The sequence below is a fragment of the Streptomyces sp. NBC_01244 genome (genome assembly GCF_035987325.1).
In the GTDB taxonomy this organism is placed as follows: domain Bacteria; phylum Actinomycetota; class Actinomycetes; order Streptomycetales; family Streptomycetaceae; genus Streptomyces.
The window spans coordinates 5380171-5394113 of the sequence record NZ_CP108488.1; the positions used below are offsets into that span (position 1 = coordinate 5380171).

Annotated in this window: 13 protein-coding genes; 12 read left to right on the forward strand and 1 reads right to left on the reverse strand. The window is 70.0% G+C overall.

The features are described 5' to 3' along the window. Positions 1 to 54 precede the first annotated feature (54 nt). The 12 genes from OG247_RS24280 to OG247_RS24335 all read left to right on the forward strand — a co-directional run bounded on the left by OG247_RS24280 (position 55) and on the right by OG247_RS24335 (position 12368). Complete coding sequence (locus tag OG247_RS24280; RefSeq protein ID WP_327254240.1) at positions 55 to 324, forward strand: hypothetical protein; 270 nt, start codon at positions 55 to 57, stop codon at positions 322 to 324. Positions 325 to 408: 84 nt separating this feature from the next. Continuing rightward, complete coding sequence (locus OG247_RS24285; RefSeq protein WP_327254241.1) at positions 409 to 972, forward strand: hypothetical protein; 564 nt, start codon at positions 409 to 411, stop codon at positions 970 to 972. Positions 973 to 979: 7 nt separating this feature from the next. Then, positions 980 to 3967: an ATP-binding protein gene (locus tag OG247_RS24290; protein WP_327254242.1), complete on the forward strand. Its 2988-nt coding sequence runs from the start codon at positions 980 to 982 to the stop codon at positions 3965 to 3967. Positions 3968 to 4017: 50 nt separating this feature from the next. After that, on the forward strand, positions 4018 to 4626 hold the full coding sequence (locus tag OG247_RS24295; protein ID WP_327254243.1) for a hypothetical protein: 609 nt from the start codon (positions 4018 to 4020) through the stop codon (positions 4624 to 4626). 48 nt (positions 4627 to 4674) lie between these two features. Beyond that, the gene (locus OG247_RS24300; protein ID WP_327254244.1) at positions 4675 to 5229 is read left to right on the forward strand and encodes a hypothetical protein; all 555 of its coding nucleotides are present in this window, start codon (positions 4675 to 4677) and stop codon (positions 5227 to 5229) included. A 49-nt stretch (positions 5230 to 5278) separates the two neighbouring features. Then, entirely contained in the window at positions 5279 to 7609 is a 2331-nt protein-coding gene (locus tag OG247_RS24305; RefSeq protein WP_327254245.1) for a hypothetical protein, read from the forward strand. 11 nt (positions 7610 to 7620) lie between these two features. Next, a complete protein-coding gene (locus OG247_RS24310; protein WP_327254246.1) occupies positions 7621 to 8244 on the forward strand; it encodes a hypothetical protein in 624 nt (207 codons plus the stop codon). 29 nt (positions 8245 to 8273) lie between these two features. Next, entirely contained in the window at positions 8274 to 8900 is a 627-nt protein-coding gene (locus OG247_RS24315; RefSeq protein ID WP_327254247.1) for a hypothetical protein, read from the forward strand. Beyond that, positions 8897 to 9928, forward strand: coding sequence for a hypothetical protein (locus tag OG247_RS24320; protein WP_327254248.1), 1032 nt, complete (start codon positions 8897 to 8899; stop codon positions 9926 to 9928). Before OG247_RS24315 ends, OG247_RS24320 begins: the two co-directional genes overlap by 4 nt. Continuing rightward, positions 9925 to 10557 (forward strand): hypothetical protein, encoded by a 633-nt coding sequence (locus OG247_RS24325; RefSeq protein ID WP_327254249.1) that lies wholly within the window; start codon positions 9925 to 9927, stop codon positions 10555 to 10557. Before OG247_RS24320 ends, OG247_RS24325 begins: the two co-directional genes overlap by 4 nt. Before the next feature lie 253 nt (positions 10558 to 10810). Beyond that, positions 10811 to 12115 carry a WhiB family transcriptional regulator gene (locus tag OG247_RS24330; RefSeq protein ID WP_327254250.1) on the forward strand — a complete coding sequence of 435 codons (1305 nt, stop codon included), beginning with the start codon at positions 10811 to 10813 and terminating at the stop codon, positions 12113 to 12115. Between the two features lie 13 nt (positions 12116 to 12128). Next, positions 12129 to 12368: a hypothetical protein gene (locus OG247_RS24335; protein ID WP_327254251.1), complete on the forward strand. Its 240-nt coding sequence runs from the start codon at positions 12129 to 12131 to the stop codon at positions 12366 to 12368. A gap of 39 nt (positions 12369 to 12407) precedes the next feature. Here OG247_RS24335 and OG247_RS24340 read toward each other — a convergent pair whose 3' ends face one another. Further along, the gene (locus tag OG247_RS24340) at positions 12408 to 13931 is read right to left on the reverse strand and encodes a DHA2 family efflux MFS transporter permease subunit (RefSeq protein ID WP_327254252.1); all 1524 of its coding nucleotides are present in this window, start codon (positions 13929 to 13931) and stop codon (positions 12408 to 12410) included. Between the last annotated feature and the right edge of the window lie 12 nt (positions 13932 to 13943).

Sequence of the window (13943 nt, forward strand, 5' to 3'; positions counted from 1 at the left end):
ACCTTGATCCATCGACGTATTCCGTCCCGCGCACCCTAGTGAAAGGACATCGCCATGTACCTGGCGGCTACCACCCTCAACGGCATGTTCGGAGAGATCCAGAAGATCCTCCTGGGCATCGGCACCACGGTGGCCATCTGCTCCCTGCTCATCCTCGGCATCCGGATGCTGCTGTCGATGAAGCGCGGCGACGGCATGCGTGAGGCCTTCCAGGGCTTCGGCATGATCGCGCTGGCCGCCCTGATCATCGGTGGCGCGACCGGCCTTGCCGGTCTGCTCATCTCGCTGGGCGAGCAGATCGGCGGCGGCGGCGCCAAGAACTGAGTCCGGGGGCGGCCGGGACGTCGTTCCGGCACGCACCCGTAATTCACGGCCCGCATTTACGTCGTCAGAGAGGGGGATCGGCTGATGGCAGGGAACGCATCCGACGGACCCGAACCGATGGTCGCCTACGACCACACGGATCTGCTCAACCGGCCCAAGCGCATCTGGAACTGGGGAAACATCCCGCTTCCGGGCCTGCTGCTGCCGGCCCTGGGCGCGGCCTTCGGCTTCGCGGTCCTGTGGCTGGTGACGCTGCTCTCGCTCTCGGCCTTCCTGCCCTTCCTGGGCCTGTCGATGCTGTCGTCGGTGCTCTACATCGGGCCGCCCGTCGGCGTCTATTTCGTGTGGGGCCGGCCGCTGCCCTCCGCCCTCACCCTCAGCCAGCAACTGGTGGTCTGGGGCGACTACTGGTTCCAGCCCAAGCGCCTGCAGGGGCTGGCCGCCGACCGCGAACCCGAGGAACTGCACTGGCAGGTGATCCTCTGGCAGCCGGGCTCGCAACGCTGGCACCGGCAGTACGAAGAGGCCCTTGTGACGGCGGCCCGGCACGGCTCCTCGTACGCCGCGCAGCCGGCCGAAGCGCAGCCCTACGCCGCGCACGCCGAAAACGCACACACCGCAACCGCACACTCCGAGACCGCAGGATGACTCCTTCATGATCATGATGATCCTTCTGGGCGGGGCGGTCGCCTTCTTCGTGATCGCCATGGTCATTACCGCCGCAGGTTCCAAGAAGTCCCAGGGAAACAAGGGCTCCGGCGGCCAGGGCTCCGGCGGTACGCGGAACTCGGGCGCCTCCCGCAACCAGGCCAAGTCCACGCGCCGCGAGGAGATGCGGCTGCCCTACCGCTACGCCGACGACTTGATCTTCGTCCACGGCGAGTCGGTGTGGACCGGGATCGTGCTGCCCACCGCCATCGACGAATACCTCAACGCCACCGAGCTCCAGGCGATGGCCGAGGGTCCCGCCCGCGGGCTGCTCAACCTCGCCCGCGGCGACCGCAACGTCGAGTGCCACTACCGCAAGGTGTACCGGCCGATCACCGCCCTCGAATGGGCCGACCAGCTCAACACCATCGCCTGGGACCCGACCGAGAACTACAAGGCGTACAACCTCCGCAAGGCGGAGTACCAGGAACGCATCGGGGCGACGCGCGAGCGCAACATCCTGCTGGTCAAGCTGGGATCGCTGGCACGCGGGTCGAACGGCAGCGGCGTACTCCCCGGCGGCGACGACCCGTTCGAGGACCCGGGGCTGACGCGCGCCCTGCGCGGCACCGCCGACAAGGCGGCCGCGGGCGCCACCGGCGTCCACGACGAGTACCTGTCGCCGGGCGTCTTGGCCCAGTGGAGCCAGGTCGCACGCGAGGTGCACGAGAGCCTCGAGGGCCTGAACGGCGCGCCGCTGGACCGCGAGGAGCTGGTCTGGCTGATCCGCAAGCCGCTCCACGGCGACCTCCCGGTGCCGCCCGAGCCGGTGCTCGGATCCCGTTCCTGGGGCCCGGACCAGTTCGACCTGGTCGTCGACTTCTCCGGCGAGAACCACAAGACGCACATCGTGCTCCACCAGTACGACGAGGTCACCGGCGAACAGCACACCAGCTATACGACGACGCTGGTGGCCGCCAGCTGGCCCACCGAGACCCGCTTCCGGCAGTCCACCGCCTGGGCGCGCTACGCCTCGCAGCACGTGGACTTCCCGGTCGAGATCGACATGCGGTTCACCCTGATCCCGTACCTGAAGTTCAAGGACCGGGCGAAGAAGATCAGCGGCAACCTCGTCGACGAGATGAACGACATGGCCAACTCGGGCCGGTCGCCCGGCACCCAGCTGGCCAACCAGGTCACCCGCGCCCAGCACCTCCTCGACGACGTCGAGGAGCACAAGATGCCGGGCATGGAGGCGCAGATCCGCTTCACCATCTCCGCGCCGGACATCGCCGAACTGGAACGCAGGCGCCGCATCCTGGAGATGCAGTTCAAGCAGGACCTGAAGGTCACCCTGCTGCGGCCCACCCGCCAGCAGTGGAGGCTGCTCCAGTCCCAGCTGCCGGGCGACGCCCCCAAGCTGCCCGTCGCGCCGTACCTGCGGCTGCAGGAGGTCGAGCAGCTCGGCGCCGGGCTGCCCACCGCGGGCACCGAGCTCGGAGACAACCCCGAACACCGGTCGGGCAAGCAGCTCGGCTGGGTGGGCAACCTCGTCGGCTGGGCCGGGAAGATGCCCGTCCACTACTCCCTGCACGTCGGGCCGGCCCGCAATGACGGCGGTGGCCTCGCCATCGTCGGCGCGTCCGGCGGTGGCAAGTCCTCGCTCGCGCTCCAGAAGTTCTACGAGGAGTCGGAGTCGGGCGTGCGCTGCCTGGTCATCGACCCGAAGACCGACTTCGCCCAGCTCTGCTACTACCTGGGCTTCGGCTCCCAGGTGAACGACCCGGAGTTCGCGCACGACGCGGATTCGGGCATCCTCGGTACCGAGCGGAGCCGCTTCCAGCCGGTCAACCCGGAGTTCTGGGCGGAGACCGAGGTGGTCGACCTCCTCAAGGGCCAGGCCGGCGTGCTCGACCCGTGGGTGGTCGCACGCGACGTGCCCTCGGGCCGGCTGCTCGCCGAGTCGATGCTGCGCGGATTCCTCGGCGACGAGGACTACCAGCGCGTGCGCCTGCCCGTCATCGAGGGGATGGCCACGGTCGTCGGCCGGTACAACTCCGCGATGCGGCAGGCCACCGAGCACGGGCTGACCGCCCGGGAGACCGAGCAGAAGGTGCCGCGGCCGACGCTGTGGCAGGTCGTCGACGAGGTCGTGCAGGCGTACGACCACGCGGTCTCCTCGGGCGACCGCGAGGCGATCAAGGAACTCAAGCTCGCCCAGATGCTCCTCACCGAGCTCAGGACCCTGCCGTACGCGCGACTCGCCTTCGCCGAACACCCGCAGACGCTGTCCGCGATGCGAAAGCGCCGGACGGTCATCACCCTGCGCGGTTTCCAGTCCCCGTCCTCCTCGGACCCGCGCAACTGGAACCCGGCCGAACGCCTCGCCGCCACGGCGCTGATGGCGGTCGTGGAACTGGGCAGCCAGATGCTCGACGTCGGCTACGAGAAGAACCCGGTGACGGGCGAGATCGGCCTGCGGCCCAAGGCCCTCTTCGTCGACGAGGCGTACGTCGTCACCGCCACCGAGAGCGGCCGCGACCTGATGCGGCGCGCGCTCAAGCAGGGCCGCTCGTACCTCGCGGTCACCGTCCTGATCACCCAGCAGGCCATCGACCTCGTCCAGATCGAGGACTCCGAGGCCCGCAGCGGTGGTGCCAACCAGATCCACACGGTCTTCGCCTTCAAGCAGAAGTCCGCACAGGAAGCCTCCCTGGTGGCCCCGCTGCTCGGCCGCCCCGAGGACGACGCCAAGGTCGTCTCGGCCCTGCAGGAGCTCCGTACGGGTGTCTGCCTGCAGCGCGACGTGGACAAGCGGGTCGGCACGGTGGCCGTGGACCTGGTCTTCAAGGAGATCCTCGCCGCCACTGACACCAACGGCACGACCCGCCCCGGCAGGCAGTCGATCGACCCGCCGCTCAGCGTCTGGGACTGGACCTTCATGCAGGAGGCGACCGCGGCGGCGGAGGCCGCGGCAGCGGCCTCCGCGTCGTGATGTCGGCTCGTACCGATTCCTCGTTCGAACGCCGTACCAAAGGAGACACCATGCGCCTGTCCAGGACCCTCACGGCTACGGCAACGGCCGTACTCGTGCTGACGGCCCTGACCGGCTGCGGGGGCGACGCCGACGAGGCCGGGGAGGATTTCGGCGGTGGCACCGGGATCAGCGGCGGCGCTCCGAAGGCCGACGGCGCTCCGAAGGCCGACGGCGCTCCGAAGGACGGTGGCGACCTGCCGTCGGCCGGCGACATGGCGTCCATCGAGAAGTTCATCAACCAGCACGCCCAGTGCAACAACCTCCAGCCCTTCGACGACGAGAGGTCGGGCCTCTTCGACAAGGAGGCCAAGGATCCTGCCTTCGGCATCAAGGAGCGCGCGATCTGCCACGACGGAACCCACAACGTGATCACGCTGCTGGCGATCTCCGACATGGCGAAGTTCCAGGCCGCGAACCGCGCCGGGGAGAAGCACGAAGTAATCGTCGGAAAGGACTTCGCAGTCGTGCCGGAGGGTGACAACACCGTCACCGCACTGATGGCCGCCAAGATGCTGCTCCTGACCTGTGACCCGAACGACTACCAGATCCCCAGTGGTTACAAGCAGCTCAAGGGTCTGGCCGAGGGCTGCGTCATGACGGACTACGCCCGCTCGTAGTCACCCGCTCCCCACAGCCCCCTTCCCGGACCTTCCGAAGGAACCTTCATGCGCCTCTTCAAGACCCTCACCGTCACCACTACCGCCCTCCTCGCGCTGACGGCCCTGACCGCCTGCGGCGGGGACAGCGACGAGGTTGCCACGGGATCCGGCGGCAAGAGCCTGCCGAAGGCGAACGACGTCGCCTCGATGGAGCGCTTCGTCAACCAATACGCCGTGTGCAAGGACCTGGAGACCGAGGCGACGGCCGGCGGGTCCGCCCGCGAGGCCTTTGCGGACCTGCCCGAGGGATCCAAGGGCGGTGTGAAGGAACGGGCGTTCTGCGAGGCCGAGAAGGGCGATCCGATCGTCCTGATGGCCGTCTCCGACATGAAGAAGTTCGTGGCGGGGCTCAAGGCGAAGAAGGCAGAAGGGAAGGAGGGGATGGCCTTGGTCGGGGCGGACTTCGCTGTGGTACCCAGCGAGGCCGAGACCTCGACCGCGCTGAAGTCCGCGGGCCTCCTCATCGCGTCGTGCGATGCCGACTTCAACAGCAAGATCCCGAGCGGGTACATCAAGCGTGAGGGCACCGTCGAGGGCTGCATCCTGACGGACTACTTGTAGCAGCGGCCGCCCCACCAATCGTCTGTCGCGGAACTCCAGAAGGAAGCTGATGTCCGTGCGCCGTAGCGCCAAGTCACGTGGAGAGCTCTCCGCCCGCCCGACGCCCCGCAAACGGGTGAAGGCGGCTGGGCGTGTGGTGCGGGCCGGCGTGTTCATGATGTTCGCCCTGCTCGCTCTGACCATGGCCGTGCCCAACTCGGCACGCGCCATCGATTTCGCCTGCGAGTTCACGGGTGACGACAGCTATCAGATGGACAACCCCGATTTCGTCGAATCGGTCATACCAGCCGTAAAGCAGTGGGATACGGCACGAGCCAAGAGCCTCGACGACACGACGGGGCTGTTCGGCGGAGCCGTCGACATGCCGCAGGCCGCTCAGAACTACACGATGTACGAGCTCAACGGCATGCGCGGCTTGAACTGGTCCATGACCATGCGGGGCCGGGGAGACGCCTCCCAGACCGATGCAAGGATCAACGGCGCCGGCGCCGACGATTGCTCCGTCATGGACTTCGTCAACAACGGCATTGCCGACATGGTGTTCAACGGCACCAAGCTGCTGACCCGCACGGCCATCTCCATCAAGGAGTACGCTTCCAACCCCAGCCCGCTCGGCGGTCTGTACAAAGGGCGCGACAATGCCGTGGAGAAGCTGAAGAACAACCTCTTCATACCCGCTGTCCCCGTCATGATCTCGCTCACCGGAATCTGGGTGTTCGGCAAGTGGCGCAAGAACGAGATGCGAGAGGCTTGGTCGGGCGTCGGCTGGGCAGCGCTGACCACTGTCGCAGTCGTGGTCATGCTCACCGGTGGCAACTACAACAAGGTCATCAACGAGGCGGACGCCGGTATCGCCCAGGCCAATTCCCTCCTGAGTGAGGCGGTCCTCGGTGGTCTCGCCGGGAGGATGGAGCCCCCCTGCGACCTGCCCGACAACGTGCCCAACCGGGGTATGCGCGTCAACAGCTGCGCCATGTACGACACGCTCGCATTCCGTCCTTGGGCCCTGGGGCAGTTCGGCGAGAGCGGCAACAACTGCATCTTCCGGAAGAAGGAAGGCAGGCTCGAGGGCGGCGTGTGCGTCCCCAAGAGCACCGCGACCGATTGTTACTGGGGCAAGGGAGCGCGGTGCGAAGACCTCCGCGTACGCCAGTTGGCGGCTCAGTCCCGGACCAACAAGGAGATCGGCAAGAGTCTCGACAAGTACAAGGACGAGTGGTACCCGATCCGCTTCGACATTGCGGGCGGTAAGGGCAGTAACAACGAGCACGCGGACCAGCACATCTATCCGGTCGCCTTCGACGACTGGGCGGGTCGGAGCGCTGGGAGCCGGGTCGGGCTCGCCTTCTACTCGCTTCTTGCCTCGCTGATCGTCGGCGTGATGGTGATCGTGCTCAGTGCGCTCACGCTGTTGTGGCACGCCGTGACCCTGATCATGATCATCATGCTGCCGCTGATCGCCACGCTGGGCATCCATCCGTCCCAGCAGAAGCTGCTCAAGGGCTGGCTGGAGACCTTCATCCACAGCTTCGTGCTGCGCGCAGGTTTCGGTGTCGTCCTCACCGTGCTGCTGGTGCTGTACCAGATGATCCTGCCTTCCAGGATCTGGCTCGGTATGCAGTTGCTGATGCTCCTGCTGGTCACGATCGCCGTCGTGATGATGCTGAAGAAGCTGCTCGCAGGCAGTTACAGCCCGAAGATCGCGGGTGCGGAAGACGCGCTCGGCGTCGGCGACATGGCGAACACGCTGACCAGCAAGCTGGGCGCGCAGGGCGGCCGCGTCGCCGCCGGTGCCGCCTCAGGTGTCGCCTCCGGGACGGCGAGGACGGCGAAGTTCGCGGGCCGGGTGGCCGGCCGGGGCGCCGGCAACGTCGGCCGGGGCATGGACAACGCCGTACTCAAGGGACGACTGCAGAAGGGTGGCTGGGTCGCCCCGAGCAACACCAAGCGGAAGCAGCGCAAGTCCGCGCAGATGGGGGCGGAGATCCAGCAGAACCAGTACGACGAGATGGTGAAGTCGAGGGGCGAGGCCCCGGCGGCCGAGCCGTCCCCCGACCAGGGATCCGAGCAGCCCCGTCGCCGCAGTGGACGGGTCAGCGGGTCCACGCAGCCGGCGCCGCAGCAGGGAGCCCCTTCGGCACCCGCCCCCGCCGCGCCGTCCGCACCCGGGCCCGCACCGCAGGCCCCCGCTCCCGCCCCCGGGCCCGCGCCGCTGCCGGCCCCGCGCTCCGGTGGCCGGGTCAGCGGTGACGACGCGGCCCCGCCGCGGCAGCAGCCCGCGCGGACTTCGGACCCGCGCATGCCGCAGTCGCCGACCCCGCCGACCCCGCCCCATCAGCCGCCGCCGCCCCGCAACGGCGACGGCCGGATGCCCCGCTAGGAGGGCCGGCCGTGGCAAGCCTGATCACCGACCACCCGCCGCGGGAGCTCGCCGCCGAACTGGGCGCGCTCCTGCGGGTGGACTGGCGCACCGTATGGGACGGGATCCCGGCGGGCGAGGCCGAGCGCCGGGAGTGGTGTGCGGCCTTCGGGTGGCAGCCGCTCTGGGCCGAGTCGGGGCTCTGGGTCCGTACGCGGCGGGGCGGTCGCCTGCACCTGGCCGCCTCGGCCGCCCCCGGGCGGCCCGTGACGCGCGCCTCGTACACGGTCTGGAAGGCCCGGGAGGACGCGGAGTCCGGGGACACCGGGCTCGTGGCGGTCGCTCTCGAGCGTTACGAGGCCCACCTCGCCCGGATGACCACCCTGTTGGGTCCCCCCGGCTGGCAGGGCGCCTGGGACAGCCCCGACTTCCCGCCGCCGCCCGCTCCCGGCCGCTGGGGCGACGCCGTGGACCGGCTGGAGCACCAGGCCCCGTACCGGCTCGCCCAGTGGAGTTATGCCAACCCGCTGGCACCGGTGTTCGTGCTCGACCTGGACTGCCGGTCGGGCCGGGGTGCGGGCAGTGGGACGATCTCTCTCAGTTGCCATGGGCCGGCCGACCCCGAAGCGGTGGCCGGCCCCGGCTGGCTGCTGTGACGTACGAGACGCGAGAAAGAGACAGGGACATGGGCACGACCTTCGAACCGCCGGTGAACCGGACCCCGCAGGAGCTGGTCACCGAGCTGCGCGGGCTGTCCGGCGTGCACTGGGAGACCGTGTGGAACGGCCCGCCCCTCGCCGGGCAGGGCCTGGACATGTGGTGCGCGCAGTTCGGGTGGACGCCGACCCAGTTCGAGTACGTGCTCAACGTGGTGACGGACACGGGTGGCGAGCTGACGCTTCACGCGCAGGGCGGGAGCTGGGCGCCCGTGCAGAACCTTTCCCACTGGGTGTGGGGCGCCTCGGCGGACAGCCCGGAAGGCAACCCGCAGGTGCTTGCCGAGGCCGATCGGGCGTGGCCGGCCTACCGCGGCGCCGTGTCCTCGGTACTGGGCGAGCCGGCCTGGGAAGGCGCCTGGGATTCCGGTTCCTTCCCTGATGAGCTCGATGACTATGTCGTCCCGAAGCCGGAGACCCGGTTCCGGGAGAAGCGTCCCTATCGGATCGCGTACTGGGAGCTTGCGGCTCCGGGCGGAGCCCTCGCCAGCCTGACCATTACTCCTGCCATGGGTACCGCCGACGGGTCCGACGACGGGGCCGTCAACATGGCCCTCCGGGTCTATCCCCGTCCCCTGAAGGCCGGACGACGGTGAGCCCGGAACCGATACCGAAGTACATCGAACAGGGAGCCCTGCGCCGGGCGAACGCCCGGTACCAGGCGACCCTGGAGGCGAGGCGTGACCCGGAGTCCGTGGTGGAGCGCATCAAAGCCGCCGCCCAGGCGAAGCAGATGAAGCCGAAGGCTTACATCGACAGCCTGGTCAAGGACAAGGAGAAGCTGGTCGCGCCCGAGGGCACGCACCCGATCAGTGCCTTCTGGTCGTTCGGCATCGAGCACCCGGAGGCGCCGCCGAACAACAAGGGCGTTCACTTCCTGGACCAGCGCTTCATCGCGGAGGAGTGGGCGGCCCAGCGGAACAAGGCCAATCCCGGAGTCGCGCAGACGCTGGAGACCACCGAGGGCGGTCGTGAACTCGACGACATGTTCCTCTGGGAAGACGCAGTCATCGGGGCGCTCGGTGGTGCGCAGAAGGGCTTCAAGCCGGGGTACGCCAGAGAGTGCTGGGGCCAGATCTCCACGTCCTACGCCGAGGTCGCCGAGGGGCGGGCCGTCGTCTTCGGGCAGACCGCCCACACGCTGTCGATCCTCCACCAGGAGGAACTGCGCACCCTCTGCGCCAATGAGAAGGTCGGGCTGGACAACATCCACTTCGCCTACGAGGCACCTCGGGACTGGCCGGCGGAGACCCGCGCCGAGGCCGGTACCGACGCGGTACGCGCTGCCGCGCAGTTCAACGACCCGACCCTCCCTCGGTACATCGACCCGAAGGCGTTCGGGGCCGACGCCCCCGAGGCCCGCAAGGCGAAGATCGACAAGGTGCTGACCGCAGCCACGCCGGCGCAGGAGGCCCCGGTCGTCGCGGCGCCGGTGGGTCAGGCCCCGCCCAAGAGCGTCCGTACTCCGCTCTGGCAGGTGGGGTTCAAGTCCACGCCCACCGCCGCCCGGCCCGCATCCCGCGGTCCGGCCGCCGGGACCGGGACCGGCGCCGGTACGGGCCCCGGGGTCGTTCCCGATCTCGCACCCCGCCCCCTCACCACAGGAATGGACGGCATGGCATGACCTCTCGTCCCTCGCGAGCCGGCAGCGCCGCCCGTGGCTCCCTCCGTCGTTTCCTGGGCCAGGAGAAGAGCGACGACTGGGCCGTGCGCCTGCTCCCGCGCGTCGTCCTCGGGCTGGCCGCCGGTTACACCCTCTTCGTGCTCGCCTCGGCCGGCATGTCCTCCTTCCTCACGGTGTGCGCGGTGCTCGCCCTGGTCGCGACCGGGTGGCTGCTGCGCCGCCGCGGGCAGTTGCTGCTGGCGCTCGTCTCGACGGTCATCACCGCGGCGGTCACCGGCTACTTCGCGGCCGTGGGCGACATCGCGCGGGGCCAGGCGAGCGGACTGCTGAGCGGGCAGGCCGTGTTCGGGTACTGGGCGCTCGCCGGGATGGCGCTGCTCGGGGCCTGGATGGCCAAGGACCACCCCGGTCGCCGCGGGGTCACCGTCGTTGCCGCCGACCTGGTTCTCCTCGTGACGTCCGGGGTGGGAACGGTCTTTCCGGCGGTCTCCGTTCCGCTCGGGTTCCTCGGCCTGGTCCTGGTGCTGATGGCGCGTGGGGGCGGAATCGCGTCGGTCCGTGGCTGGTTCGCACGGGTGAAGGGCTTCGGGTCGCGACGCACCGCATCGACTGGGGACACGGACGGTTAGTTGATTGATGGACCGTCGCCCTCAGGGGCGGTGCGTGCACAAACTGCCGGATGAGACAACTTTGCCGTTGCCAACTCACGTGTTCTAGTGTCCCCTTGCGTCATGGTCGCCTCGGGGGAGATCGCATATGGTCACGACAGCAGCGAAAATGCCGGCAATACCCACGCAGAGGTCCGCTTCGGTCGCGCCTCTGCCCTGCCAGCGGCGGCCGGACATCTTCGGTCAGCCCCTGCTCAGGAACCCGCCCGAGGGCGTGAGCGGGGTCCCGGTCCAGGCGCGCAGGCGCCAGGCCCTCGCCCACGCGGCGCGCCAGCTCTGCTCCTCCTGCCCCCTCTGGGCGGAATGCCTGCGTGACTCCGTCGCCCAGTCGGATCCCGGCGGCTACGCGGCGGCGACGACCCGGCAGGACCGGAGGTGGATCCGCCGCCAGATCGGAATCGGTGATGCGCAGGGGCGGCTCGATTCCCGGCCGTACCCTGGGGACCGACTCGTGGAAGTCGATGTCGTACTCGACGCGTTCGACGCGCTCCAGGAGCACCGAGCGAGCCGGCCCGCCCTTTCGAGGGCAGGCGCGGTCACGGGCAAGGGCTCGGGGGACGGCCCCCGAAGTGACAAGGCACACCGCGTCGCGGCAAGTGGACAGCCGCACGTCGTTCAGCAGCACCTCAACACACGCGAGGCATCGATGGCGGCCCCGGCAGGCGAACGGATCACCTTCTCGCTCGATGATCCGGTCCAGGGCATACAGAAGGCACTTCTGGGTCCGCTGGTGCACTCCACGCTGCCGACCCTGGAAGCCACCGGGCACATCGCCGCGCTCCTGGTCCGCACGCCCTCCTCCGGTCTCGCGCCCGAGCTCCTCGAGGGCTTCCGGCGAACGCGCCGGTCCATGGAGGCGTGGCGCGCGGCGTCCGGGGACGAGGCCACGCAGCGCCCGGCGGTCAGCGGACTCACCGGCTCGGTGAGCGTCGAGCTCGCGACCACGGACCCGCTCTCCGCGCTGCGCCAGGACGTCTTCGAACCGCTACTGCACCTGCTTGCAGAATCGATTCGGCGGATGGAGGCGCTCACGGCGGTGCTGATAGCCGCCCCGGACGACACCACCCCGTCCTTCGACGTCCCGGGCATCAGCGCCCCGCACGGGCGGGAATTGGCGGACCTGCACGCGGCGCTGTGCGAACTCGGCTCCCACATCGAGGAGTACGCCGCCCTCGCGCCGCGGAACCGGAGCCACTCCGCCGCCCACGACACCGCGCAGCACGAGACGCACCTGCGGTCCGTACCGGCCGCCGCTTCCGGAAAGGCGCACCCGCCCGCCGCGTGGACCACGCCGAGTCTGCGGCGGGCCGTCGAGGAGGTGGTGACCTCCTTCCCGGGTCCCTTCACCGGCCGGGACGTCCTGCTGGCGCTGCCCCCGGGCGCGTACCAGGATCCGGCGAAGTCGGTCAGCAACGTGCTGTGCGCCATGGCCAAGTCCGGTCGTCTGCTCCGCATGTCCCGCGGCACCTACGCCGTGTCCTCCGCCCTGCCCACCGGCGTCCTCGCCGCCAGTTCCTGAAGGGGACCGCACCGTGCATCCCAGCCAGCCGGCCGCCGAAGTCCGCGTCTTCTCCCAGAACGCGGCCCTGATCGACGGCGTCCCCGTGACGGCCCCGCCGTTCGTCGACATCCAGGAGGTCGTCATCGCGATCCTCCAGCAGCGTGCCCAGCAGATCGGCGGGCCGGCCCCCGCGACGATCAGCGACGACCGCTACGGCGGCGCGATCAGCATCCTGATCCACCCGGACGGCACCACGGAGTCGCTGGCCTGAGGGTCAGGGGTGGCCTGAGGGTCAGGGCTGGCCTGAGGGTCAGGTATGGCGTGTGGGGAGGAACGAAGCGGGGATCAGGGCGAGGGTGACGAGGACCGCCGCGATCGCGTACGTGGTGCGGAAGCCCGCCGGGGTCGTGCCCGCGCCGCTCAGGGTGACGGACAGGAGGGCGGTGCCGACCGAGCCGCCGATCTGTGAGTTGATGCTGATGAAGGTGGTCGCCGCGCTCAGGTGGGGCCGGGGGAGGTCCCGGCTCGTGGTGGTCATCGTGGGCATCATGACCATGCCGGCGCCGAGGCCCATGACGAGCGAAGCGCTGACGAACCGCCAGGGCGCCACGTCCGGCGAGCCGGCCTGGAGGGCGATCAGGGTCATGCCCAGTGCGGCCAGCGAGATCCCGGTCCGGATCAGGCGGCGCGGGGAGACCTTGTCGACGCGGCGGGAGGCGACCTGCATGACCAGCCCGATGGTGAGCCCGGTCGGCGCGCCCAGCAGCCCGGCCGCCGTCGCGCTCATGCCGCGGCCCTCCTGCCAGTACATCGGTGCGAGCAGCATGGATCCGAAGTAGCCGCAGGTGAAGAGGGCGAGCGTGGCGATGCCCGCCCGGAAGGTGCGGTCGCGCAGGAGCCTCAGGTCGAGGAGGGGCTCGCGGACTGTCATGGCCCGGCGGGTGAAGGCGGTGACGAGCGCGGCGCCGGCCAGGGTGGGGAGCAGGGCGTCGGGCGCGGTGAAGGTGCCGCCTTCCCCGCCGCGGGCCAGGCCGTAGAGGAGCAGGGCGAGGCCCGGGGAGAGCATGAGCAGGCCGGGTACGTCCAGCCGGGGCGGGGAGGCCGGGGCGCTCGGGGCGTCCGCGTGCAGCAGTTTCGCGGCGAGGAACAGCGCGACCGCACCGATGGGCAGGTTGACCAGGAAGATCCACTGCCAGGACGCCGAGTCGACCAGCCAGCCGCCCAGCACCGGTCCGGCCACCGGCCCGACGACGATGGGCAGCCCGAGCAGGGCCATCACCCGCCCGAGCCGGGCCGGGTCCGCCGTGCGCATCACCATGGCCATGCCGACGGGGACGAGCAGCCCGCCGCCGAGGCCCTGTACCGCGCGGAAGGCGATCAGGCTGCCGGCGCTCCAGGCGCAGGCGGCGAGCAGCGATCCGAGCGTGAACAGGGTGAGGGCGCCGAGGTAGGTGCGTTTGGCGCCGAAGCGGCCCGTCGCCCAGGCAGAGGCCGGGATGACGGCGGCGAGTGCGAGCGTGTAGGCGGTGGCGGTCCACTGGATCGTCGCGAGGGGTGCGTGGAAGGCCTCGGAGAGGCGGTGCAGGGCGACGTTGACGATCGTCATGTCGAGCACCGACATGATCGAGCCGGCGACGACGGCTGCCAGGGTGCGCCGGAGCAGGGCGGGGGATGCGGCGGCGGGGGATGCGGAGACGGGCGAGGCGGAGGCGGGGGAGCCGGCGGCGTCGGCGGCGAGTACGGGGTCCGCGGCGGGTAAGGGGTTCGCGGCGGGTAAGGGGTCCGTGGGCGTCGCCGGCTCCCCGGGGCCGCCGGGTCCCTGCGTCGTACGCATCCTCCTGCCGCC